The organism is Hydrocarboniclastica marina, assembly GCF_004851605.1.
In the GTDB taxonomy this organism is placed as follows: Bacteria; Pseudomonadota; Gammaproteobacteria; order Pseudomonadales; family Oleiphilaceae; genus Hydrocarboniclastica; species Hydrocarboniclastica marina.
In genome coordinates this window covers 2,024,539-2,047,095 of record NZ_CP031093.1, presented here as the reverse complement: position 1 = coordinate 2,047,095, position 22,557 = coordinate 2,024,539, and the positions used below count along the sequence as shown (strand labels likewise).

Sequence of the window (22,557 nt, the reverse complement as noted above, 5' to 3'; positions counted from 1 at the left end):
GGTCGGGCCTGACTTAACGACCGGACATCCGCGGAGACTGCTGGATCAGACCGGAGAAGGTATACTGGAACAGTATCCCGCAAATGTCGTGTCTGAAGGAAAATGAGGTACATATGAGCAAGAAGCCCGAAGACAACCAGGCCCCCGTCCCGACCAATGCGGAGGAGGAGACACCTGTGCAGATGGCTGATCGCATTAAAGGCTCGGCCCGGCAGATCTGGCTCGCGGGCCTGGGCGCCTACACCAAAGCCGAAGAGGATACCGGAAAGTTTTTTGAGCGCCTGGTTCGGGAAGGCGAGGAAATCGAAACGCGCACCCGCGGTGCGGTAGGTCGTCAGGTCAGGGCAGTGGAAGACCGCGTGGGAGAGGTCAAACATCGTGCGACCGAGTCCTGGGACCGGTTGGAAAGCGTTTTCGACCAGCGGGTTTCGAAGGCGCTTGGCCGGCTCGGCATTCCGTCCCGGCGGGAGATCCGAGAGCTGGAAGCGCGCGTTTCTGAGCTGGAAGCCGCGCTGGAACAACGGCGCAAGAATGGAGAATAAACCCGAGGACAGTCAGCGGTAGCAGGACGCGTACGGGCATAGACCCGGTACGTGTGTCAGTTCAGGTAGCTCTGGCCCAGTGTCTCCAACTGTCTTCGTTCATCTTCGCGAAGGTAAGGCGCAAGCAGAAACATGACTTGATAAACCCCCCGGCCCAGATCTACCGCGTCCTTTTCCTCCAGATGCGCCAGCATTTCAAAGCTCAGCCAATAAGTGGTCGTCAGCGTAATCTGTTCGCAGAGTCCCTCTATTTCAGCGTCAGTGGCCTTGAGGAGCGCCTGCTCACGCAGGCTGTTACAGATCGTGCGGGACGCCAGCCGTTTGTGCTTCAGAATGCGGCGGAAAGGCGCACGCAAGGTTTCGTAGCGTGACAGGACATTGATGAGGTCCTGGTAGATAAACCGGTATTCAGCGATGTTCTCGAAAATCAGATGTAGGAAAAGCCATTGGTCCTCGATTGAGATCTCGACTTCAGGCACTTCCAGAAGGTGATTTATCTGAGCCTCATACCAGCCAAATAGCTCGCGGACGATGTCGGACTTGCTGCGAAAATGATAGTAGAGGTTACCCGGGCTTATATTGAGTTCATCAGCGATCTGCAGGGTCGTCACATTGGACTCGCCAAATTCATTGAAGAGCGCCAGGCTGGCGTGCAGTATCCGTTCACGCGTTTTCATTTTCATGATTCGCCGCTGAGTCTGTCCGGGTAGACCCCTTCAGTTGCCGGCATCCTACCGTGAGACCTCGAAATCTGCCCAGACAGGGCAATGGTCCGACGGGCGCTCCATGCCACGGATGTCGTAGGCGATACCACTCGCACTCGCCTTATCGGCCAGCATTGCGTTGGCCAGAATCAGATCAATCCGAAGGCCTCGCTTGGGCTCTCTCTCAAACCCTCTGCTACGGTAATCGAACCAGCTGAACCGGTCGCTGACCTCCGGGTGCAGTTTCCGGTATACATCCATCAATCCCTGGTCCGTCACATGCCGAAGCCATTCGCGCTCCTCAGGCAAGAAACTGCACTTGCCGGTGCGCAGCCAGCGCTTGGCATTATCTTCACCAATACCAATATCCTGATCCGTTGGCGAAATATTCAGATCGCCCATGAGGATCAGTGGCGAATCCTCGCGATTGTTCCGTTCCAGCCAGTAGATGAGATCTCCGTAGAACTTGGCCTTCGCTGGAAACTTGATGGGGTGATCGCGGCTTTCGCCTTGCGGAAAGTAACCGTTGGCGATGGTGATCTTGCCGTCACCGCAGGCAAACTCACCTACGATAAAACGCTTCTGGGCGTCATCTTCGTCATGTTCGTATCCGCATTGGATCGAGAGGGGCTTCTCCCGGGACATGAGTGCAACGCCATAGTGTGACTTCTGCCCGTGGAAGCTGACGTGATAGCCCAGTTGTTCCACCTCCTCGCGCGGAAACTGGTCGTCCGGGACTTTGGTTTCCTGCAGGCCTATGACGTCGGGATTGTACTCCGCTATAAGCTGGCGGAGTTGATGAAGCCGGGCGCGAATTCCGTTTACGTTGAAAGTGACTACTCGCATTGTCTTTGAGGTCGCTCTTCAGTGAATGGGCAGTGGCCGAAGTCTACCATAGCAGGGAGTTGCGAGGGGACCGGCCGCTTCAAGGCTTGGTGGCTCACAGACTTGCGTAGCTGGGTACCGAGCCATGCCTGCGGGCGTAGGACTATCCCGGGAACTGCGCGGGAAATGCATAGTCCAGCCAGGTATTTGCAGCCGTAGCTGAAGGCCGTGGTTCAGTCGCGAGCCTTACAGAAGCCAGATGCGTACGAGCCACAGCGGAATCAAACCTTCTGCGCAGGTTCCGTCGTGAAGGAGAATCCGTCGTGAAGGGGAAACTGGAGCATGCGCTCGAAAGCGTTAGCGAGCAGCGCCCCGGAGCATGGCCGGCTTCAGGTAGAAATGGGTAATGGTGCTGTCCGCGAATTTCTGAAAGAACGTGCTCACATCGGTAATTTTTCGCAGACTTCTGGTCCGGCTGACCGGATCCGGTACCAGAACCTTGATACCGTTGAAGTTGTCCTGAATGTTGGAGAACCGGGCGCGCATCTGGCAGCAGACCACGTCATCCTCTGCAACGCCCAGTGCGGCGGCAAGATCCCGGCGGCGCGACTCGATGAGTTCAGGCGTGAGATCCTCACCGGTATCAATATGGTCGAGCTTAATCCGGTCAACAATGCATTGAGAGTAGCTGGCAGGCTGTTGCCTCGACTTCCGACGGAATGCCTCCCAAAAGAACGTGTCAGTAACCTCCGTGAAGTCGTCCATATTGCTGAGCGAGCGATCCACCCAGGCGAACGTCTCATCGTCTTCAAGGACCTCGTTGATGGCCTCACGAAGGACCCAGTCGAACCCCAGGGCGGTCTTGTGGGCGTATACCTGCCGATACATCTGGTGGCGGCTGTAGACAAAGTCCTCCAGTGCCCCCATGCCCTTGCGGGCTATCGCGAGCCCCAGCCACGGTGACTTTACGGTCCAGCCGAACCGCAGGTTACTCAGCAGGTGGTCCAGGTTGAATCCGCCGATGGTTACGGATGAGTGGAACCCGTCCCGCAACATATAGTCAGCCCGGTCGGCATCCACCTCACCCGATACGATGGAAGAAAGCAGGTTCATGACCAACTCGGGTGTAGATGCAGTGGCCAGCGCGCCGGCGTTGGCGTCAGGCCCGGCGATAAACTCCCAGAATGTTCGGGCATGCTCACAGAAAGCGTGGCTCGGGGTCGCTGAGGTCGTCTCCATTACCCCCAGAACATCCTCGACGCATATGCCCTCTGCCGCCAGGCCGGTATCAGAGAGAATGCCGTAGGCGACGCGGATGGAGTAGTGTTCGTGCTCCAGCTCATGGGGCGGGTGCCTGTAGATCAGCGAGATGTCGATCCCGTTCCAGAGCTCTTCAAAACGGCCGGGTCGGCTCATGAGCTCACGAATTTTACGCGCCTGGGTGAATTGGTGGGAGAAACTGGAATGACCGCTGTCATGCAGCAGGCAGGCCAGCCTTATGATCTTGCCGATGTAATCGATCGCGTCGAGTTGTGCCAGGGTCAGGTCGACATCGCGACTGAGCCGTCTCTCCCGCAGATATGCCTCTATCATTGAGCGGAACATGCGACTACCAACATGCATGACACCGATACTGTGCAGGAAGCGGGAGTGTGTTGCACCCGGAAAGACCAGGCTCAGTATGTCGTTCTGACAGATGTTGCGCAGGCGCTGGAACAGGGGGTGATCGATCGCTTTGATCTCATGGCGAAACAGCGGTATCCCGCCATGAACCGGATCCATGATCAGCTTGTCGTATGCGCCAAGTAGGTCGTCTATAGATCTTCGCATCAGTTAATGACCCCCTCCATGCCGGGCTGCTACTCGGGTGTATCTGGCGCAGCCTAACCCAGTCCGGGCCTATCTCCCAGACTCAGCGGCTTTAGGATGCAAACTCTAAACTTGGCGCCTAAGCTTGTAACCTGTGTCGCAGGGGTCGAATATGTACGGGAGCTGACGAGTTTCAGCTCTTTCGCGACCAGCTCCAGGTGGAGTTAGCGACTACCGCGCCAGATGTCTTGATGACTGTAATAGCGAAAAATCGGCGCTGGTGCTTTAAAAAAATGGCTGTTTCCTCTTTATCAGGTGGTTAGCCCGACAGATGTCCAAAAAGCCTCAAACTGAGCGGGTCCTTGTTATTGACAAGGATAAGTCGGCCCAGCGGGAGCTCGCCCGCTACCTGGAAGGCCGCGGATTCTACGTGACCTGCCATGACACCCTTGCCGGTGCCCAGGCGATGCTCGCTGAGCGCCCGCCTGACATGATTTTTGCCGATCTGACGCCCCAGGCCATAAGTAAACTGGGCCGGCTGAGTGCGGTTGAAGAGCAGCGTATACCGATCATCGCATACGCTGAAGCGACAACGGCCGACGACGTTATCTCAGCCCTGCGGGCGGGTGCTTCAGATTTTATTACAAAGCCGCTGGGACTGAAGAGCAATATTGACGAGGTGCTCGGCAAGCTCTTCGAGCACGTGCGCGTCAACCGCCTCAATCAGGTTTATCGGCAGGAGCTTGAGGTTATCAACGCAGACCTGCGCGAAGGTATTGCGGAACTCAGGGCGGACCAGAGCGCAGGTCGCAAGGTTCAGCTTAAAATGCTGCCTGAACACAACCGTAAGTTCGGTAGTCTGAACCTGGACTACCTGATCAAGCCTTCGCTCTACCTCAGCGGAGACTTCCTGGACTATTTCGCGATCGATGATCACCGGGTGCTGGTCTACATTGCCGACGTCTCGGGGCACGGGGCGAGCTCGGCTTTTGTCACGGTGCTGCTGAAAAACCTGACCAACCGGCTGCAGCGCAACCTCAGGCGCGGTTCGAGCGACGAAGTCCTGTTTCCAGACCAGTTCCTCAGTCGAATCAATAAAGAGCTGCTGGATACACGGCTAGGGAAGCATCTCACGTCGTTCGTGGGCATTATCGATATGCGCGAACGGCTGCTCCACTACGTGGTGGGCGCTCATTTCCCTCTACCCATCCTGGCATCCGCGGAACGTGCGGAATTTCTCGAAGGTAGTGGCCTGCCGGTAGGGCTGTTCGCTGAGCCGCAGTGGGAGATTATCCAGGTGCCCCTCCCGGACCCGTTCAGCCTGGTGCTGTTTTCGGACGGGATACTGGAAGTCATTGAGGCCAAAACCCTCGACGAAAAGGAGCGTTTCTTACTTGAACTAGTGTCATCAGGGCGTCAGACTATCGCGTCGTTGAGCGCGGCCCTGGGGCTGGATGAAATCAGCGAACTGCCCGACGATATAGCGATTGTTACAGTTACCGATGGCGCGGCCGAACGTCCGGAGGCGCCAAGAGGTTGTTAGGTAAAATGGCTAGTTACAAAATTCTCCAAGCGGAACGCCAGGGCATCTATGTGCTCAAGTTTATCGGGGAGATCCGCCTGAACCTGTGCTCGACGCTGGACAGCATCATCGACACGATGGTGGGTGACCCCAGCTTTCGTACAGTCGTCATAGACCTGACAGAAACTGATGTTATCGATAGCACCACCCTCGGTCTCCTTGCAAAGATTGCGCTGGCTGCCCAAGAAAGAAGCAATTTCCTGCCTACCCTCATCTCCACCAATCCCGACGTTACCCGAATCGTTCGCTCTATGGGCTTTGAAAAAATATTCATCATTGTCAATGAGCTGGCGACTTCTGTTGAGGAACTGGAAGAGATTCCGTTACTCAAAGCCAGCGAGCGGGAGGTGAGAGAGAAAGTGCTTGAGGCGCATAAAGTTCTTATGAGCATGAACAGCCGTAACCGGGAAGAGTTCAAAAGTCTGGTACGGGCGCTGGAGTGCGAAGACTGAGACACCGGAAGTCTGCAGGCAATGTCGCCGAAGCGCGAAAGGCGCGATAGCCATAGGCTGATAACCATAGGCTCAATAGCCATTGGCCCGATAACTATAAACGCCGTAGTGCCTGGACCTGGGTAATAGGCAAACAGCGAGAAGCAAGTCTCAAAAAAGCCCGAACAGCAGGCACCGCCTGGCCCATAACCTGGAATTCAGCTGTTCTGTTTAAACTTTTCAACGGATAGTCCATGTCAGATAACAATAAAATCGCTGTGCTCGGCGGGGGCAGTTTTGGAACCGCAATCGCCCAGGTCCTCGCGGGTAATGGCCACGCTGTCAAATTATGGATGCGGGACGCCGCCCAGGCGGAGGCAATTCGCGAGAGCGGGCGCAACGATCGCTATTTCCCCGGTTTGACGCTGTCGCCCCTTGTCGAACCCGTGACTGCCATACAGGCAACGCTTGAGACAGCGGATGTTATTTTTGTGGCACTGCCAAGCAAGGCTTTCCGGCCATTCGTCGCTGACACCCGGCCATTTTTTCGACCCGGGCAGATTGTTATCAGCACCACCAAGGGTATTGAGCGTGAAGGCTTCCGCCTTATGAGCGAGATCCTGGTGGAGGCTTTGCCACAGACCCACGTTGGGGTGCTCAGCGGGCCTAATCTCGCCGGTGAGATGATGCAGAAGGAGCTGACAGCGACCGTTATTGCCTCACCAGACGCCCGCGTCCGTGAAGAAACCCAGCGACTCCTGGGATGCGGTTATTTTCGGGTATATGCCAACATTGATATGTATGGCGTGGAGCTGGGCGGCGCACTGAAGAATATCTATGCCGTTATTTCCGGCCTGGCGGCTGCGCTGCAGGTGGGCGAAAACACGAAAGCGATGATCATAAGCCGCAGTCTTGCGGAGATGAGCCGTTTCGCAGTCGCGCTTGGTGCTAACCCGCTTACTTTCCTCGGGCTGGCGGGCGTCGGCGATCTCTTCGTTACCTGTACTTCGTCCATGAGTCGTAATTTTCGTGTTGGCTATGCCGTCGGCCAAGGTACACCGCTGGAACAGGCTGTTGCAGAACTGGGGCAGGTAGCTGAAGGTATCAATACACTCGAACTGGTGCGTGAGAAAGCCCAGGAACTGGGGATACCAATGCCGTTGGTTCGTGGTCTTCACGAGATACTCTATAGCGACATGACGATTCAGCAAGTGATCAAAGGCCTGATGACTGCGGCCCAGAACTCAGATGTTGAATTCATTCTGCCGCGTCAGGCCTGAATTGCCGAAGTGCAAACGCAGTCCTGGTCTGGCTGGCCGTTGCTCAGGTTGGCTTGCTTTCGATCGGCGTTACACGGCGCAGGAGCTGGCCCGGACAGAATCCTGAACTTTCCGGGGTGAACGATTAACCCACAACCGCACGGGACAGCGACATGAAGCTGATGATTATGCGCCACGGAGAGGCCGGGGCGCATGCAGTGGACGCCCAGCGGTGCCTTACCTCACGAGGCCAGGCCGAATGCCAGCGCGTGGCAGGGCAGATGGCCAAGAGTAGCTGGAAGCCTGCGGCCGTCTGGAGCAGCCCGCTTGTTCGGGCTCAGCAGACCGCGAACATCGTCGCAGCAGGGTTTGGCCTGGATATAAAGTCGTTCGGCAGTCTCGTCCCCGAAAGTGACCCACTTGCCCTGATCGAAACACTGCAGCAGTATGCGTCAGCCGAACCTTTGCTGCTGGTCAGCCATATGCCGCTGGTTGGCGAACTCTTCGCGATTCTCGTCGATGGGCGGGGCAGCTACGGATTTTCAACCAGCCAGGTTGTATGCCTGGAAATGGACATTGCCGCCGCAGGCTGTGGCGAATTCCGCCACCGTTTTTTACCCTGAATCATGGGCGTGCCGGTCGAGCTGAAGTCCGCTGTGGTTGTGTTGATGTTCAATCGAGCGTTGACCTGAGGTGTTCGACGGCCTGCGCAATCACTGCGTCCGTCGTATAGAAATGTGGTGAAAAGCGGATACCGCCGCCACGGTACGCGCAGATGACCCCTTTGCCCATCAGCTTTTTCTGAATAACCTCATTATCCCTGTCTGCCAGGCGGAACGTCAGAATACCGGCCCGGCGGCTAGGGTCATCAGGCGTAATACGTTGATAACCCGGCACTCGCTCGAGTTCATCATGCAAGGCATCAACGGCCTGTTCGATGGCCTTTGCAACCTCTGTCATGCCGACCTCCAGCAGTAACTCTGTACTGGCACGTAGTGCATGCGCCGCAAGCATATTGGGGCTGCCACATTCGAAGCGCGTGGCGTCGTCCGCGGGAGTCCAGTCTTTACGGTCAAAATTGCCGCGATCGGCAACCATGTGCCAGCCGTACTCATTCAGCGCGAGTTGATGTCTGAGCGTCGGTCTCACATAGAACAGGCAAAGTCCTTCTGGGCCCAGCAGCCACTTGTGCCCATCGGCCATAGTGAAGTCTATACAGGCATCCTCAACATCGACCGGATGGCTCCCGATGCTCTGTATGGCGTCAACGCAAAACAGAACGTTACGGGCGCGGCAGAAGCGACCGAGGCGCTTCAGATCAAGCTTGAGCCCTGTTCCATACTGTACTGAGCTGATGGAAACGAGACGCGTCCGCTCGTTCACCGCTGCTTCGATGGCGGCTTCCGGTTCCTGACTGCCGTCCTTAAGACCCCGTTGCGCGCTGGTCTGGGGATCGTTTGGCCCGCCCAGTCGGGCAACGCGGGTTTTAACGCCGCAGCTGGCCAGTGACTCCCAAACTATGCGGTTTGACGGGAATTCCTGGTCGGTAATGACGACTTCATCGTCTTGCTCCCACGCTAGCCCGTAAGCAACCATCGACAGTGCTTCCGAAGTGTTCTTCACCAGCGCGATATCCTCGGGGCCTGCCGCATTGATGAGCGCGGCCAGATTCCGCCTGAGTGCTTGCTCGGTCTCAATCCAGTGTGGATAGGCCCGTGCGCCCTGACGCAGGTTTTCGTCGGCAAAACGAACTACCGCATCTCGCGCTCGACGCGGCCATGGGGCTACTGCGGCATGGTTGAGGTAACAGAGGCCCGGATCATGGGGGAATTCGAAGGTAAGTTCCATCTGCCTATTCCTTTCCAAATAGTCGACTTTAAATGTCGCGCCACTGATGACTCAATGGTCTGGCTATAAAATCGGGTCCGTCCGGCATGCAAAAAGCCCAGGAAGGGTTGAAAAAGCGTTTGCGAGGCGTATGTTTGAGTTATCCGGGGCACTAGAGCTTTTCACAGGCACGAGGTTCGCAATGACTGAGCAAGCCGCAACACCAGATCGTCTGGCAGAACAGGTTGAGCAGGAGCTGGGAAAGTCACGCGCTATCCCGCCGGTTGAAAAATGGAACCCGGATTTCTCCGGAGAAATGGACATGCGCATTGCGCGGAACGGAGACTGGTTCTACCAGGGCACGAAGCTATCGCGGCAGTCGCTGGTGAAGCTCTTCTCGAGCATTCTCAAGCTTGACGACGACGGCGCCTACTATCTTGTGACACCGGTCGAAAAGTTTCGTATCACCGTAGATGATGCCCCGTTTGTGGCTCACAGTCTGGAGCGGGAAGGCGAGGGCCCGGGCCAGACGCTCTGGCTCACTACCAATACGGGTGATCGGCTTCGCGTCGATGATGAGCACCCGCTGTGGGTAGACGGGGCAGGCAAGGACGAACCTTCACCTTATATCCGGGTGCGGCGGAATCTCGATGCGTTGATTGAGCGTCAGACATTCTACGAGTTGGCGTCGCTGGCCCTGGAGGGGGAAGGCGAGCATGCCGGCCAACTCGGTGTATTTAGTGCGGGAAACTTTTACCCGATCGGCAATGCGGGCTGATTACCGGCCTTGCCGGGTTTAAAGACCCGGCCGTTTCACTTAAAATTGTCGTTGGCGTTATAGCGTCAGTTGACCGCTTGGTGGTCGCGAGTCCCTCTGTCCAGTGTTGCTGAACACGCATAACTCCGATTACCTCTCCATTCATCGTTCGAAAAGATTATGCGACAGCAAGGAGACACCATGTCACAACCGCGCGTTGTAACGATTCACTATACCCTTACCAACGATCAGGGCGAGGTTCTTGATAGCTCGCGCGATAGAGAGCCACTGACATACCTGGAAGGCTCACAGAACATCATCGGCGGACTCGAATCTGCGCTGAACGAAAAAGCGCAGGGCGACCAGGCCAAGGTTTCGGTTGAACCCAGCGAAGGATACGGCGAAGTGAATGAAGAGCTGGTGCAGCCGGTTCCGCGTTCGGCCTTCGAAGGCGTCGAGAAAATCGAGCCAGGCATGCAGTTCCAGGCACAGACCCCCGGTGGACCGCAGATCGTCCGTGTTGTGGAGGTTGCAGAGGATAACGTCGTTATTGACGCCAATCATCCGCTGGCAGGCCAGACCCTGCATTTTGACGTGGAAGTTCTCGACACGCGGGAGCCCACCCAGGAAGAAGTGGAGCACGGCCACGTCCACTAAATGGTCTGGCTCTGCACCTTGTAACCTGATTCGGGTTACACCAGAAAGGCGGCCTTGCTCAGGCCGCCTTTTTTATTCTGCAGCCAACCGCCATTATGGACCGGCGTTCAATCTGGCATTGGCAGCTGCCGTCTTCTGGAAGGTCGTCTATGCAGGAAATGCATAACAGCCCGCTGAGTCGCCCAAAAAATACGGTCCGCGAGCGGACCGTTTTGAGGTGATCAGATCCTGCCAATTACGGTTCGCAAGACCCTTATACGCGTAGCGTCTACATGTTGGGGTAGTTGGGGCCACCGCCGCCTTCTGGCGTCACCCAAGTTATGTTCTGTGCCGGGTCCTTGATGTCGCAGGTTTTGCAGTGAACGCAGTTCTGGGCGTTAATCTGGAACTGCTTGCCACTACCGTCATCGGCATCAACAACCTCATAGACACCGGCGGGACAGTAGCGCTGTGCCGGCTCGTCGTATTTGGGCAGGTTGTGCTGGATCGGTATAGACGGATCCTTCAGCTTCAGGTGCACCGGCTGGTTTTCTTCGTGGTTGGTATTGGAAATAAACACCGAAGATAAACGGTCGAAGGTGAGCACGTTGTCCGGCTTGGGATAAGTCAGCGTCTTGGCTTCGTCAACCGACTTCATGGTTGCGTAGTCCGGCGTCGTGTCATGGAACGTGAAAGGCAGGCTGCGGTGCAGAATGTTCTGCTCGAAGAACGCAATTGCGCCGCCGACAACGTTGCCGTACTTGTGCATAGCCGGCCCGAAGTTGCGCTCTTCGTAAAGCTCTTTGTAAAGCCAGCTGTTCTTGAACTTCTCGGCAAAGCTCGTCAGTTCCTCACCGTCTTTTCCGGCCTTTAGCGCCTCGACCACGGTCTCGGCACCCAGCAGGCCCGATTTCATGGCAGTGTGAGAGCCTTTGATCTTGGAAAAATTGAGTGTGCCGGCATCACAGCCGAGCAAGAGTCCGCCCGGGAATGACATCTTCGGCAGGGAGTTGAACCCCCCCTTGGTGATCGCCCGTGCCCCGTAGGAGGCGCGCTTACCACCCTCAAGATACTTCCGGATCTCCGGATGGGTCTTCAGCTTCTGGAACTCGCCAAAAGGGCTCAGGTGCGGATTGGAGTACGAAAGGTCTGTGATCAGCCCTACGTAAACCTGTCCGTTTTCCAGATGGTAGAGAAAGGAGCCGCCGGTGCTACCGCTGTCGCTCAGGGGCCAGCCGGTGGTATGGACGACAAGGCCCGGCTCGTGTTTGGAAGGGTCAATGTCCCACAGTTCCTTGATGCCGATGCCGTAGTGCTGCGGATCCTTCCCTTCGTCCAGGTTAAACTTGCGTAGCAGCTGCTTGCCCAGGTGACCGCGGCAGCCCTCGGTGAAAAGCGTGTACTTGGCACGCAATTCCATGCCGGGCATATAGCCATCTTTTTCAGAGCCATCTTTGGCGACGCCCATGTCCCCGGTAATGATGCCTTTGACGACATTGTTCTCGTCGTAGAGCACTTCGGCTGCGGCAAAGCCTGGGTAGACTTCAACACCCATCCCCTCGGCCTGCTCGGCCAGCCAGCGGCACAAGTTACCCAGACTGATGATGTAGTTGCCTTCGTTATGCATGTTCTTGGGTACGAAGGCATTGGGGATCTTGGTCGCGCCGTTGTCACTCTTCAGCAGGAAAATGTCGTCGCGGAGGACCGGCGTGTTCAGGGGGGCGCCCAGCTCTTTCCAGTTGGGAAACAGTTCGTTGAGCGCGGTGGGTTCGAAAACGGTACCGGCAAGGATATGGGCACCGACTTCGGAGCCTTTCTCAACGACACAGACGTTGATTTCCTGTCCACCTTCCTCGGCTAGCTGTTTAATACGGCATGCCGCGGAAAGGCCCGCAGGGCCAGCGCCGACGATAAGGACGTCAAACTCCATCGATTCGCGTTCCACGTGTGGTCTCCTCAAGCTTATATCGGTCTCTGGATTCCGCTCTGACTACGCTGGTCAGATCGAAAGGTTCCGGGAACTGTAACTCGGAAACAGAACCTTTTTATAATTGCGGTCTGTACTTTCGCAGTGCGGACCGGGCTTCCGCATCCTGACGTGTCTACATAATAACAGGGCCAGCGGCCTCTGTTTACCCCGGTTACACGTCTTGCCCCGGCAGCAGCCCCGGTTCGAAGCTTTTCCCGCGCCATACGGCAGTTACACTTAAACAAAGCAGTTACACTTAAACAAAGCAGCCGGATGACATACGGTTTTCTAGGATATATCATTCGTTGCTTCAAACAAACGTTTGTTTGAATTCGGGCAGAGTCGTGATTATTCTGGGTCGCGCACGCGTCAACATATGTTCCCGGTGTCACTTCATCGGTTTGGCGTGGCCGCCATGCGCGGTTTATCGGCCGGTGGCCGACCTTGACCCTCGATGGGTTTGAGGTCAGTATTAGACCCTTTTCGGGCCACTGTGCCCCGTCCTTTAGCGGTTAAACGCGAACGGACAGTTCATTGCCACTGCCCAGCAGTCGCAGCCGAGCGGGGAGCATCGCGCCTGGTTTCGCCTGACCGAAGCCCGGGTACGAAGCGTTTTCACAAATCCATCGTAAATGAACGAGGAATCTATGAAGGTTCTGGTCGCTGTAAAACGAGTTATCGATTACAACGTCAAGGTGCGGGTCAAGCCGGACAACACGGGTGTCGACCTTGCCAACGTCAAGATGGCAATGAACCCTTTCTGTGAGATTGCCGTAGAAGAAGCGGTACGTTTGAAGGAAAAGGGAATTGCCACCGAGATTGTAGTGGTCTCCATTGGCCCTAAAGCCGCACAGGAACAGATTCGTACCGCGTTGGCGCTGGGCGCCGATCGTGGCATCCTGGTCGAGACAGATGAAGAAATTCAGTCCCTGCAGGCTGCCAAGCTGCTAAAAGCGGTGGTGGACCAGGAGCAGCCGAAGCTGGTGATCCTGGGCAAGCAATCGATCGACAGCGACAACAACCAGACTGGCCAGATGCTGGCCGCATTGGCGGGTATGCCTCAGGGAACTTTCGCCTCTGAAGTCAAAATTGACGGCGAAAAGGTTCAGGTTACCCGTGAGATTGACGGCGGTCTTGCCACGGTTGAACTCAATCTGCCAGCTGTGGTGACTACCGATTTGCGCCTGAACGAGCCGCGCTATGCTTCCTTGCCCAATATTATGAAGGCGAAGAAGAAGCCGCTGGATACCATGTCTCCCGCTGATCTGGGTGTTGATACTGCGCCTCGCCTGAGCATGGTCAAGGTCGAGCCGCCAAAAGCTCGCCAGGCCGGTATCAAGGTTGAGAGCGTCGAGCAGTTGGTCGATAAACTGAAGAACGAAGCGAAGGTGATCTAAATGAGCATCCTTGTTATTGCAGATCATGACAACAGCACCCTGAATCCGGCCACGCTCAATGTTATCGCTGCAGCAAAGGCGATCGGTGGTGACATCGACGTTCTGGTTGCCGGCGAAGCCTGCGGCGCAGTCGCAGAAACTGCCGCAAAGGCTGAAGGCGTAGCTAAAGCACTTTGTGCCGATAACGCAGCGTACGGCCACTTCTTGGGCGAAAACCTGGGTCTCCTGGTTGCCGAGTTGGGCAAAAACTATAGCCACGTGCTGACTTCGGCCAGCACTGTCGGCAAAGATTTCCTGCCTCGCGCAGCTGCGCTGCTGGATGTTGCGCAGATCTCTGATGTGATCCGCGTTGAATCCGAAGATACATTCGTGCGCCCGATCTATGCTGGCAACGCGGTCGCGACCGTTAAGTCCGCTGATAGCATCAAGCTGATGACTGTCCGGACAACTGGCTTCGACCCGGTTTCCGCAGAGGGTGGGTCCGGCTCCGTGGAGCAGGTTGATGCAGCCCATGATGCGGGAATCTCCTCTTTCGTGAGTGAGCAGAAGGCTGAGTCCGACCGTCCCGATCTGGCTTCGGCCAAGATCGTTATCTCCGGCGGCCGTGGGATGCAGAACGGAGAGAATTTCAAGATTCTCGAAAGCGTTGCTGACCTTTTGGGTGCGGCAGTCGGCGCGTCCCGTGCGGCAGTGGATGCTGGTTTCGTGCCGAACGACATGCAGGTCGGGCAGACCGGTAAGATCGTTGCGCCGGACCTTTACCTTGCGGTGGGGATCTCGGGCGCTATCCAGCACTTGGCTGGGATGGGCGAGTCCAAAGTTATCGTGGCGATAAACAAGGACGAGGAAGCTCCGATCTTCCAGGTAGCTGACTACGGGCTGGTCGCAGACTTGTTTGATGCAGTGCCGCAGTTAGAAGCAGAGCTTAAGAAAGTTCTGTAGCTCGCGGTAATAAATAAAAAAAGGGATCTTCGGATCCCTTTTTTGCTTTTACTCTCCAGCATACACTCCCCGCCCTCGGTCTGGACGTTTCCAGGTCCGGCGAAATTACTTCAACCCTTCTATGAGCCTTCGGTTCAACTCCACCCAGCGGTCGAGTCTCTCCGGCGTGCCAATATGGCGTTCGTCCTGGCGCTGCAGCTTTGTAAGCCAAAGCCCTTCACCGTTAAAGCTATAAACTGGTTTCAAATCAAGCCTTTGAGACGCAGGCTTTATGTCGTTTATGAGGTTGTCGAGAATCAGGGGGTCTGACTCCGGTGTGGGGTAGAAGGCGACCACCATGTGAGCCTGGTTCAGTTCCAGGGCTTTGACGTAGGTGATGCGGAGCTTATCCTCAGGCACGCCAGCTGAACGCAGTGTCAGATATTTTCCAATAGAGTAGTCTTCGCAGTCAGCGCCGAAAGTTGAGAGAGCTTCGACCGGGGTGGCCCAGTAGTCCTCAGTGCCCCAGTGCTCCAGGTCGCTAAGGAAGGGGATCTGGTTGAAAAACCGGTTAACCGTTTCAAGCTGGTCTGGCTGCGACAGGCCATGAAGCGCCACCGAAAGCGACTGCCAGTCGGTCAGGCGTTGGAGTGCATCTGGACCATGCGTTGCTGCTACTTGCTTTAGCAGGTCGTCCGGGATGATAAACGCGTGAGCGTTGACCGGCAGGATGAGCAGGCAAAAAAAGACGCGAAACAGCTTCATTAATTATTGGATCTTAACCGCTCTCGCAATCGCTCCAGGCGAGATCTGATTTCGGCCTTCCTTGCTTCGTCAACACGACGGTTATCGGCCCGCGGAGCGCTCTGTGTGTTGGGGGCGGATGAATTGCTGGCAGTCGTCTGAGGTTCAGTCTCTTCAGTCCTGAAACTTGCCGCCTCAAACTCTTCGGGAAAGTAGAGATTCTCCAGGTTGCCCTGGCGATCCAGCACAATCCGATCAGCATAGACCGCTTTGAGCGCGGCGTTGCCCGGTAGTGATGCGCCGACAACATAGTAATCAGTCTCTTTATTCGGCCCCTCTATGAGCGCGCTCGGCAAATGCCGCGTGCTTTCTTCCGTGCCTACAACGATTGCACCCACACCCCGCAGCACCAGGCGAAGGTTGGTCTCCGGGAGATTTTCTGTATCCACCTCAACGGGGCCGCTATTATCGGCGTTGCCGAACAGACTGATATTGGCCAGGTCTACATCGGGACGGGGGAGCCGGGACTCGACAAGGGGCTCGCTCGTGACGGCCGGGGTATAGGGCGCGCTGATGTTCAGCCAGAAATGATAGATCTGCCATGTCGTAGCAACCAGAGCCGCCGCCGCCAATAAAAGCATTAACGGTCTGGGAGCCCGGTAGAGGATATCCTGCATGGAAACGTTCCAAATACTGTAGTGATGACAAGTGTATGATCTAACCAGTCAGATGGCACTATACAGCGGCACAATCTACTGTAGTAATTGTAGTCTGGTGAACATGATCTCGTTTTAGACGTCTATTATAGACAGAGTGGCCCAGACTGTTGCCAATCTCTGTCCCTGAGATTACCGTATGCCCAGACCCTGCGGCCCATGGTTTTTGATGGCCAGAAATGAACTGCCAGAGCAGGGCGTGGTCTGATTTGTAACCGGAGCAGTACCTTTAGAGTTCATTCGGCGCCAACGGTTCCGGATCCCGGAAAAGAACGCGGTTCAGACGCCGTAGACCATGTCCCAACGGATCACGCCAACGTAAAGTGATCCGGCAGGGTACCGAACAGCATAATAAGAGGTGGCAGTGGACGCGGAATCCGCAGTACAACCAGTTGAGACCGGTGTGACTCGCTTGCCGTTTGTTTTCGCGAAACGTCACGGTGTTATCCTTACGGCCCGGGAAGACGGGCAGCCCATCATTCTGACCCGGCCGGGAGCGGCGCCGATAGCCATTGCTGAGGCAAATCGCCTGGTATCGGGTCGGGCGGCGCTCACACCTATTGAAGCCGGTGACTTTGACGAGGCGCTGTCTCAGGCCTACCAGAATAATTCGGCTGAAGCCATGCAGATGGTGGAAGGCATCGGTGACGAGATGGATCTTGCCAGCCTTGCCGATTCAGTTCCGGAGACCGAAGACCTGATGGAGCAGGAGGATGATGCCCCCATTATCCGCCTGATCAACGCTATCCTGACTGAAGCTGTCAAGAGCGGTGCCTCTGACATTCACATAGAGACCTACGAGAAGCGGCTTGTGGTGCGGTTCCGGGTTGATGGTGTGTTGCGCGAAGTGGTGCAGCCCAAGCGTGCACTTGCACCACTGCTGGTCTCGCGAATCAAGGTTATGGCCCGCCTGGACATTGCTGAAAAGCGGGTGCCGCAGGATGGGCGAATTTCCCTGCGGGTCGGCGGGCGTGAAGTCGATATCCGGGTATCTACCATGCCGTCGTCGAACGGAGAGCGGATTGTCCTTCGTCTGCTCGACAAGCAGGCGGGACGTCTGGAACTCGACTCACTTGGCATGGCCAAGCGTGATCTGCACCTGCTCAAGGAGTTGATTCACCGGCCCTACGGGATCATTTTGGTTACGGGTCCGACGGGGTCCGGTAAAACGACAACGCTCTATGGTGCGCTGACCGAAATTAACGACCGAACCCGTAACATCCTGACCGTTGAAGATCCTATCGAGTACAACTTGCCGGGCATCGGTCAGACCCAGGTTAATCCTAAAGTTGAAATGACGTTTGCACGGGGCTTGCGCGCGATTCTCCGCCAGGACCCCGATGTTGTCATGATCGGCGAGATCCGCGACCTTGAGACCGCTGAGATTGCGGTGCAAGCAAGTTTGACGGGGCACCTGGTGCTTTCGACTCTGCACACCAACACAGCTGTGGGGGCGATCACGCGCCTGATCGATATGGGTATCGAGCCTTTTCTGATCTCGTCCAGTCTTGTCGGGATCGCCGCGCAGCGCCTGGTCAGGGTGCTGTGTGAGAGTTGCAAGGAGCCATACACTGCCACGGCCGAACACTGTCGTTTCATGCAGCAGGACCCGGAAAACCCGCCTACGATTTACCGACCAACCGGTTGCGAACACTGTAACAACCTCGGTTACCGGGGGCGGATGGGTATCTATGAAGTTATTTCCGTGGACGAAAACTTGCGAACGCTGATTCACAAGCAGGCAGGTGAAATGGATCTGGAAAAAGCAGCGCGGACACGTGGCCCGAGCATTCACGGCGACGGCGTGGCGAAGATACTGGAGGGCACCACGACAGTCGAGGAAGTACTGCGGGTAACTCATCGTGACTAGGCAGTTGCTGGGGCTTTATCTGAACAGGGGTATTTTTAGCTGGGTTGTCCTTAACAGGGTAATCCTCAACACGGCTGTTCGTAGCGGGACGATCCGTAGCGGGGCTGTTCACAGCCGGACGATCCACGGGACTAGCCATGGCAGCATTTGACTTCAAGGCGCTCGACGCCCGCGGTAAGCAACGTCAAGGCGTCATCGAAGCAGATAGCGCCCGCGCGGTCCGGCAACAGCTGAGAGACAAAGGCTGGGCTCCATTGGAGGTCAGTACAGCTGCGGACAAGCAGCACCAGCCCCGGCTATTCCAGCGCAAAGGTAGCCTCAACGCCCGGGACCTCGCGCTGCTGACCCGGCAGCTGGCGACACTGATCCAGTCCGGCATTCCGATTGAGCAGGCTCTCTCAGCAGTTGCGAGTCAATCCGAAAAACCAGCGCTGAAAAGCATGATGCTGTCAGTCCGCGCGAGGGTTCTGGAAGGCTATACCCTCGCCGACAGCCTGGGTGAGTTCTCATCGGCGTTTCCTAAGCTGTACCGGTCGACAGTGGCAGCGGGAGAGCATGCCGGGCACCTTGATCTGGTTCTTAACCGGCTTGCCGACTACACCGAGCAGCGTCAGGAAGCACGGCAAAAGATTCAGCTGGCTGCGATTTACCCCATTATCCTGACAGTCGTAGCCCTATCGATCGTTGTGTTTCTGCTGACTTACGTGGTGCCAGACATCATTGATGTCTTTGTCCGCAGCGGCCAGAAACTGCCAGCGCTTACCGAAGGACTCTTGGCGGTCAGCGGCTTCCTGATGACATTTGGGCCTTATCTCGCTGTCGTTATCGTGCTGGCTGCGTTTGGATTTCGCTATGCCCTGACGAAACCGGCCATGCAGTTGCGGTTTCACCACTGGCTTTTACATGTGCCGGGAATCTCCAAGATGTCCCGCGGTCTTAACACCGCAAGGTTTGCAAGTACGCTCAGCATCTTGAGCACAAGTGGCGTTCCGCTGGTGGACGCAATGCGTATCGCTGGTGAAGTGCTTTCCAATGAGCACCTGAAGGCACAGCTCAAGGAAGCTACTCAACGCGTCAGTGAGGGATCGTCACTCAAACGCTCACTGGAGCAGACCGGATACTTCCCGCCGATGATGCTCCACATGATCGCAAGCGGCGAGGCTAGCGGCGAGCTGGACCAGATGCTGGAGCGGACGGCCCGAAGCCAGGAAAACGACCTGCAGAGCAAGATGGCGACCATGGTTGGCCTGTTTGAGCCGATGATGTTGTTGGTGATGGGGCTGGTTGTATTGATAATCGTATTGGCGATAATGTTGCCGATTCTAAATATGAGCAATCTGGTAGGTTAGAATGAAACAGACTTTTCGTAACGGCGGTTTTACGCTTATTGAAATAATGGTGGTAATGGTAATTCTGGGGTTGCTGGTGGCGGTTGTAGCCCCGAACCTCATGGGCCGGAGTGACCAGGCCCGGGTAACGGTTGCCAAGACCCAGATGAAGCAGGTCAGTAACGCACTGGATCTGTATAAGCTTGATAACAATCGCTATCCCAGCACCGAGCAGGGGCTCAATGCACTGGTTGAGAAGCCAACAGGTACGCCGGAACCTCGCAACTGGAACCCGGATGGGTACATGCCCTCGGTCCCGCGAGATCCATGGGATAACCCTTATGATTACTCCAGCCCAGGTATGACCCGCGCCTATGACCTGATTTCCTATGGTGCGGACGGTCGAGAAGGTGGCGAAGGTGACGCTGCGGACCTGAACATCTGGGAAATCGAGTAACCCGCTTTGCCCCTTTTGACGCGGCAACGAGGCTTTACCTTAATCGAAATACTGGTCGTCATCGTCATCCTGGGCGTCTTGGCGGCGGTAGCCGTTTTCAGCTTGGGGGATTCATCCCAGCGTCGCGAGCTGGAACGGCAGACCCGCGATCTGTTCATTGTCCTCCAGGTTGCAAGTGAACGCGCCTTGCTGGATAACGCTGAGATTGGCGTGAAGGTCGAGGATAACCGGATAAGCTTCCTGCGCTATCAACCAGAGGATCAAACCTGGCTAGCACAGTTGCAGAAACCTTTCTCAGCCCGAACCTGGGACGAGGGCTTAACGGTAGAAGTGGAAACAGAAACTGATCCGCCCCGTATGCCAACAAAGGAAGAGGACGAGGAGGAGGCTCAACCGGACCTTGTCTTTTTTTCCAGTGGCGAGATGACACCTTTCCGGCTGAGACTGGGTGTGGTCGAAGATCCAGATCACTCCTATCGCATAGAAACGGACGGTCTTAATCCCATGCGCCTGCTTGAGCCCGATGAAGAGAGCGAGGTACGTCTGGAGTGAAGGATCGGTCAGCTGGTTTTACCCTTATTGAAGTACTGATGGCTCTTTTGGTCTTCGGGCTGATTGCAGCAACAGTGCAGCATGCGGCTACGCTTTACTTCAGCCACTATGAGCGCGTCGAGAACAAGACCATCGCCGGCTGGATCGCTGAAAATCGTATGACCGAACTGCGCTTGGCTGAAGAAATGCCCGCTATCGGCAAAGAAAATCAGGAGATTCGGTATGCTGACCAGGACTGGTTTACGCTGACGGAAATCAGCGCGACCGAAGAGCCCTTGATGCGCCGTGTGGAAGTGACCGTTGACCTTATCGGTGCGGTAGATGGAGAGCGCCGTCAACAGACGGTGCTGGAAGGCTACCTGGGGCAACACTGATGGCATTAGCTTCGGTTGGTAAGCGTTGGTCGTCCCCGGCGCCAGCAGTACCCACAGCGCGCACCCAAGGCGGCTTCACGCTCCTCGAAGTGCTCATTGCCGTGACCCTCACGGCATTGATCGGTGTTGGTGTCTCTCAGCTGCTCTCAAGCGTGATCGACGCCAAGAACGGCATCGATCGGGTGTCGGAAGAATTCACCCGGATGCAGCGCGCTGTCGTCGTCATGGAGCGGGACCTGGCCCAGGCTGTTTTGCGTCCCGTACGGGACGCCTACGGCGAACCGATGCCTTCACTGACCAGCCGCGCCGAACCACTCGCCATAGAATTCACCCGTACCGGCTGGCGGAACCCACTTCGTGCAGCGCGCAGTGATCTGCAGCGGGTCGCCTATGAGGTGATCGACGACAGGCTGGTCCGATACTACTGGGATGTTCTTGACCGGGCGCAGGATACGCTGCCGCGTGAGCAGGAGTTGCTTGACGGTGTGACAGAACTCAGTTGGCGCTTTCTGAACCACAAGCGGGAGTGGTCCGACGGTTGGCCCTCCGACACCCAGATGCAAAATATGGGGCCGGACAACGCTGATGAGATTCCGTTGCCGCTCGCAGTCGAGTTCGAGATTAATCACCAGCGTTTCGGGCGTATAACGCGGCTTATCGACCTTGGCGACTTCGACTATGAAGCCTTCGCGACGGTTGTGCCGGGGCAGGTCCCGGACGGAACTCCGCCCGAGGAATCGTCTGGCGAAACGCCATCTGACACCTCGGAACCGACAGGAAACTCGAACGTTAATCCTGAAGCTGATACCACCGGTAGCGGAGGTAATCCATGAGCCGGTTGCCGCGTCGCCAGCGAGGGGTTGCCCTTATCATGGTGTTGCTGGCAGCAGCACTGGCCACCGCACTGGCCGGCGGGATGATGAGCCGCCAGAGCCTTATGATCGAGCGTGCATCACATCACCTTGGCCAGCAACAGGCGCGTAGCCTTGCGCTCGGGGCTGAAGTTTTTGCAAAGCAGACTCTCTACCGCGACTGGGAAGAAGACAGAAACGAAAACGCTTTTGTCGATCACCCGACTGAGTTCTGGGCGCAGTACGCAGCCACGCTGCCAGTTGCCTCAGGCGTGGTTGAGGTTCAGGTCAATGATCGCCAGGGCCTGCTGAATCTCAATGGTATCGTCAATCCGGAAGGTCAGGTCAACATACTGGCGAAGGAACGATTTGTGCGCTTACTGGAAGTGTTGGAGGTTACTTCGCTGAAGGTAGAGCAGGTTATAGACTGGATCGACGCCAACGAAGAACCGAGTGGTGCGTATGGGGCTGAGGATGGGACCTATCTGAGTCTCGACCCACCGTATCGGGCTGCCAACCGTTACTTTGTGGATGTGAGCGAGCTGCGGCTACTTGGGCCGATGACTGTGGAAGACTACGCTGCTCTGGCACCGAATGTTACCGCATTGCCGCCCGGTGCAGAGGGGTTGAACATCAATATGGCACCGCTTGCGGTGTTACGCAGCTTCCACCCGGAGATTACCGAAGCAAAGGCGGAGTCGCTGATAGAAGCCAGGGAAGCCGAGCCCTTCGCAAACGTTACAGATTTCCTCGCAAGGGATGAGCTTGCAGCGTTGGGCCTGACGCAAGACGGCTTAAGCGTCAGAACGTCCTTTTTTGACGTCGCGACTCAGGTTAGTGTCGCAGACCGCACTTACAAGCTCGTCTCCTCGCTTTACCGAGGCGATGATGGCAAGCTGTCTGTCATTTCGCGGGACGCTGGCGAAGATACTATTATAACTAAAGAAAGAGTAACCGCCGAAGAGTAACGCTGGCGGTTCGGGCCGCAAAACAGTCTCGGCAGCAC

The 22,557-nt window shown here is 56.3% G+C and carries 23 protein-coding genes; 16 read left to right on the top strand and 7 right to left on the bottom strand.

What is annotated here, in order from left to right; translation table 11 throughout:
- Positions 1-113 precede the first annotated feature (113 nt).
- Positions 114-542, top strand: coding sequence for a phasin family protein (locus tag soil367_RS09150; RefSeq protein WP_136548817.1), 429 nt, complete (start codon positions 114-116; stop codon positions 540-542).
- 56 nt (positions 543-598) lie between these two features.
- On the opposite strand, the gene soil367_RS09145 is transcribed toward soil367_RS09150, so the two are convergent.
- The 3 genes from soil367_RS09145 to soil367_RS09135 all read right to left on the bottom strand — a co-directional run bounded on the left by soil367_RS09145 (position 599) and on the right by soil367_RS09135 (position 3,901).
- Positions 599-1,225 carry a TetR/AcrR family transcriptional regulator gene (locus soil367_RS09145; RefSeq protein ID WP_246065593.1) on the bottom strand — a complete coding sequence of 209 codons (627 nt, stop codon included), beginning with the start codon at positions 1,223-1,225 and terminating at the stop codon, positions 599-601.
- A gap of 48 nt (positions 1,226-1,273) precedes the next feature.
- The gene (xthA, locus tag soil367_RS09140) at positions 1,274-2,092 is read right to left on the bottom strand and encodes an exodeoxyribonuclease III (protein WP_136548815.1); all 819 of its coding nucleotides are present in this window, start codon (positions 2,090-2,092) and stop codon (positions 1,274-1,276) included.
- A gap of 336 nt (positions 2,093-2,428) precedes the next feature.
- A complete protein-coding gene (locus soil367_RS09135; protein WP_136548814.1) occupies positions 2,429-3,901 on the bottom strand; it encodes an HD domain-containing protein in 1,473 nt (490 codons plus the stop codon).
- 310 nt (positions 3,902-4,211) lie between these two features.
- Here soil367_RS09135 and soil367_RS09130 point away from each other — a divergent pair, with 310 nt between their 5' ends.
- The 4 genes from soil367_RS09130 (at position 4,212) to sixA (ending at position 7,775) form a co-directional block, all read left to right on the top strand.
- Complete coding sequence (locus soil367_RS09130) at positions 4,212-5,423, top strand: PP2C family protein-serine/threonine phosphatase (RefSeq protein WP_136548813.1); 1,212 nt, start codon at positions 4,212-4,214, stop codon at positions 5,421-5,423.
- A 5-nt stretch (positions 5,424-5,428) separates the two neighbouring features.
- Complete coding sequence (locus soil367_RS09125; RefSeq protein WP_136548812.1) at positions 5,429-5,914, top strand: STAS domain-containing protein; 486 nt, start codon at positions 5,429-5,431, stop codon at positions 5,912-5,914.
- A 233-nt stretch (positions 5,915-6,147) separates the two neighbouring features.
- The gene (locus tag soil367_RS09120) at positions 6,148-7,173 is read left to right on the top strand and encodes an NAD(P)H-dependent glycerol-3-phosphate dehydrogenase (RefSeq protein WP_136548811.1); all 1,026 of its coding nucleotides are present in this window, start codon (positions 6,148-6,150) and stop codon (positions 7,171-7,173) included.
- 152 nt (positions 7,174-7,325) lie between these two features.
- Positions 7,326-7,775: a phosphohistidine phosphatase SixA gene (sixA, locus tag soil367_RS09115; protein WP_136548810.1), complete on the top strand. Its 450-nt coding sequence runs from the start codon at positions 7,326-7,328 to the stop codon at positions 7,773-7,775.
- A 49-nt stretch (positions 7,776-7,824) separates the two neighbouring features.
- Here the strand turns inward: sixA and soil367_RS09110 are convergent, their stop codons facing one another.
- Positions 7,825-9,000, bottom strand: coding sequence for an aminotransferase class V-fold PLP-dependent enzyme (locus soil367_RS09110; protein WP_136548809.1), 1,176 nt, complete (start codon positions 8,998-9,000; stop codon positions 7,825-7,827).
- Positions 9,001-9,181: 181 nt separating this feature from the next.
- On the opposite strand from soil367_RS09110, the gene soil367_RS09105 reads away from it, so the two are divergent.
- Both soil367_RS09105 and soil367_RS09100 read left to right on the top strand, forming a co-directional pair.
- Entirely contained in the window at positions 9,182-9,757 is a 576-nt protein-coding gene (locus soil367_RS09105; RefSeq protein ID WP_136548808.1) for a DUF1285 domain-containing protein, read from the top strand.
- 180 nt (positions 9,758-9,937) lie between these two features.
- Positions 9,938-10,393, top strand: a complete 456-nt coding sequence (locus soil367_RS09100; protein ID WP_136548807.1) for an FKBP-type peptidyl-prolyl cis-trans isomerase — start codon at positions 9,938-9,940, stop codon at positions 10,391-10,393.
- A gap of 268 nt (positions 10,394-10,661) precedes the next feature.
- Here soil367_RS09100 and soil367_RS09095 read toward each other — a convergent pair whose 3' ends face one another.
- Positions 10,662-12,317 (bottom strand): electron transfer flavoprotein-ubiquinone oxidoreductase, encoded by a 1,656-nt coding sequence (locus soil367_RS09095; protein ID WP_136548806.1) that lies wholly within the window; start codon positions 12,315-12,317, stop codon positions 10,662-10,664.
- A 671-nt stretch (positions 12,318-12,988) separates the two neighbouring features.
- Here soil367_RS09095 and soil367_RS09090 point away from each other — a divergent pair.
- Together soil367_RS09090 and soil367_RS09085 are read left to right on the top strand one after the other, a co-directional pair.
- On the top strand, positions 12,989-13,738 hold the full coding sequence (locus soil367_RS09090) for an electron transfer flavoprotein subunit beta/FixA family protein (RefSeq protein WP_136548805.1): 750 nt from the start codon (positions 12,989-12,991) through the stop codon (positions 13,736-13,738).
- A complete protein-coding gene (locus tag soil367_RS09085; RefSeq protein WP_136548804.1) occupies positions 13,739-14,680 on the top strand; it encodes an electron transfer flavoprotein subunit alpha/FixB family protein in 942 nt (313 codons plus the stop codon).
- 105 nt (positions 14,681-14,785) lie between these two features.
- Here soil367_RS09085 and soil367_RS09080 read toward each other — a convergent pair whose 3' ends face one another.
- Positions 14,786-15,424, bottom strand: coding sequence for a transglutaminase-like cysteine peptidase (locus soil367_RS09080; protein ID WP_136548803.1), 639 nt, complete (start codon positions 15,422-15,424; stop codon positions 14,786-14,788).
- The gene (locus soil367_RS09075) at positions 15,424-16,080 is read right to left on the bottom strand and encodes a type II secretion system protein N (RefSeq protein ID WP_136548802.1); all 657 of its coding nucleotides are present in this window, start codon (positions 16,078-16,080) and stop codon (positions 15,424-15,426) included. The genes soil367_RS09080 and soil367_RS09075 overlap by 1 nt, the downstream gene beginning before the upstream one ends.
- A 403-nt stretch (positions 16,081-16,483) precedes the next feature.
- Here soil367_RS09075 and gspE point away from each other — a divergent pair, with 403 nt between their 5' ends.
- From gspE to gspK, 7 genes are all read left to right on the top strand, one after another.
- On the top strand, positions 16,484-17,989 hold the full coding sequence (gene gspE, locus soil367_RS09070) for a type II secretion system ATPase GspE (protein WP_136548801.1): 1,506 nt from the start codon (positions 16,484-16,486) through the stop codon (positions 17,987-17,989).
- A 137-nt stretch (positions 17,990-18,126) separates the two neighbouring features.
- The gene (gene gspF / locus soil367_RS09065) at positions 18,127-19,338 is read left to right on the top strand and encodes a type II secretion system inner membrane protein GspF (protein WP_136548800.1); all 1,212 of its coding nucleotides are present in this window, start codon (positions 18,127-18,129) and stop codon (positions 19,336-19,338) included.
- A gap of 1 nt (position 19,339) precedes the next feature.
- Positions 19,340-19,774 carry a type II secretion system major pseudopilin GspG gene (gene gspG, locus soil367_RS09060; RefSeq protein WP_136548799.1) on the top strand — a complete coding sequence of 145 codons (435 nt, stop codon included), beginning with the start codon at positions 19,340-19,342 and terminating at the stop codon, positions 19,772-19,774.
- A gap of 6 nt (positions 19,775-19,780) precedes the next feature.
- A complete protein-coding gene (gspH, locus tag soil367_RS09055; protein WP_136548798.1) occupies positions 19,781-20,326 on the top strand; it encodes a type II secretion system minor pseudopilin GspH in 546 nt (181 codons plus the stop codon).
- Complete coding sequence (gene gspI, locus soil367_RS09050) at positions 20,323-20,700, top strand: type II secretion system minor pseudopilin GspI (protein WP_281283914.1); 378 nt, start codon at positions 20,323-20,325, stop codon at positions 20,698-20,700. Before gspH ends, gspI begins: the two co-directional genes overlap by 4 nt.
- Positions 20,700-21,533, top strand: coding sequence for a type II secretion system minor pseudopilin GspJ (gspJ, locus tag soil367_RS09045; protein WP_136548796.1), 834 nt, complete (start codon positions 20,700-20,702; stop codon positions 21,531-21,533). Before gspI ends, gspJ begins: the two co-directional genes overlap by 1 nt.
- A complete protein-coding gene (gene gspK, locus soil367_RS09040; RefSeq protein ID WP_136548795.1) occupies positions 21,530-22,519 on the top strand; it encodes a type II secretion system minor pseudopilin GspK in 990 nt (329 codons plus the stop codon). Before gspJ ends, gspK begins: the two co-directional genes overlap by 4 nt.
- The last annotated feature ends 38 nt before the right edge of the window (positions 22,520-22,557 follow it).

Coding starts and splice junctions, on each gene's coding strand:
- soil367_RS09100 (WP_136548807.1), top strand. CDS start 9,938: ATGTCACAACCGCGCGTTGTAACGATTCACTATACCCTTACCAACGAT.
- gspF (WP_136548800.1), top strand. CDS start 18,127: ATGGCAGCATTTGACTTCAAGGCGCTCGACGCCCGCGGTAAGCAACGT.
- gspK (WP_136548795.1), top strand. CDS start 21,530: ATGAGCCGGTTGCCGCGTCGCCAGCGAGGGGTTGCCCTTATCATGGTG.
- soil367_RS09145 (WP_246065593.1), bottom strand. CDS start 1,225: ATGAAAATGAAAACGCGTGAACGGATACTGCACGCCAGCCTGGCGCTC.
- xthA (WP_136548815.1), bottom strand. CDS start 2,092: ATGCGAGTAGTCACTTTCAACGTAAACGGAATTCGCGCCCGGCTTCAT.
- soil367_RS09135 (WP_136548814.1), bottom strand. CDS start 3,901: ATGCGAAGATCTATAGACGACCTACTTGGCGCATACGACAAGCTGATC.
- soil367_RS09075 (WP_136548802.1), bottom strand. CDS start 16,080: ATGCAGGATATCCTCTACCGGGCTCCCAGACCGTTAATGCTTTTATTG.
- soil367_RS09080 (WP_136548803.1), bottom strand. CDS start 15,424: ATGAAGCTGTTTCGCGTCTTTTTTTGCCTGCTCATCCTGCCGGTCAAC.
- sixA (WP_136548810.1), top strand. CDS start 7,326: ATGAAGCTGATGATTATGCGCCACGGAGAGGCCGGGGCGCATGCAGTG.
- soil367_RS09090 (WP_136548805.1), top strand. CDS start 12,989: ATGAAGGTTCTGGTCGCTGTAAAACGAGTTATCGATTACAACGTCAAG.
- gspG (WP_136548799.1), top strand. CDS start 19,340: ATGAAACAGACTTTTCGTAACGGCGGTTTTACGCTTATTGAAATAATG.
- gspJ (WP_136548796.1), top strand. CDS start 20,700: ATGGCATTAGCTTCGGTTGGTAAGCGTTGGTCGTCCCCGGCGCCAGCA.
- soil367_RS09125 (WP_136548812.1), top strand. CDS start 5,429: ATGGCTAGTTACAAAATTCTCCAAGCGGAACGCCAGGGCATCTATGTG.
- soil367_RS09130 (WP_136548813.1), top strand. CDS start 4,212: ATGTCCAAAAAGCCTCAAACTGAGCGGGTCCTTGTTATTGACAAGGAT.
- soil367_RS09105 (WP_136548808.1), top strand. CDS start 9,182: ATGACTGAGCAAGCCGCAACACCAGATCGTCTGGCAGAACAGGTTGAG.
- soil367_RS09120 (WP_136548811.1), top strand. CDS start 6,148: ATGTCAGATAACAATAAAATCGCTGTGCTCGGCGGGGGCAGTTTTGGA.
- soil367_RS09085 (WP_136548804.1), top strand. CDS start 13,739: ATGAGCATCCTTGTTATTGCAGATCATGACAACAGCACCCTGAATCCG.
- soil367_RS09110 (WP_136548809.1), bottom strand. CDS start 9,000: ATGGAACTTACCTTCGAATTCCCCCATGATCCGGGCCTCTGTTACCTC.
- soil367_RS09150 (WP_136548817.1), top strand. CDS start 114: ATGAGCAAGAAGCCCGAAGACAACCAGGCCCCCGTCCCGACCAATGCG.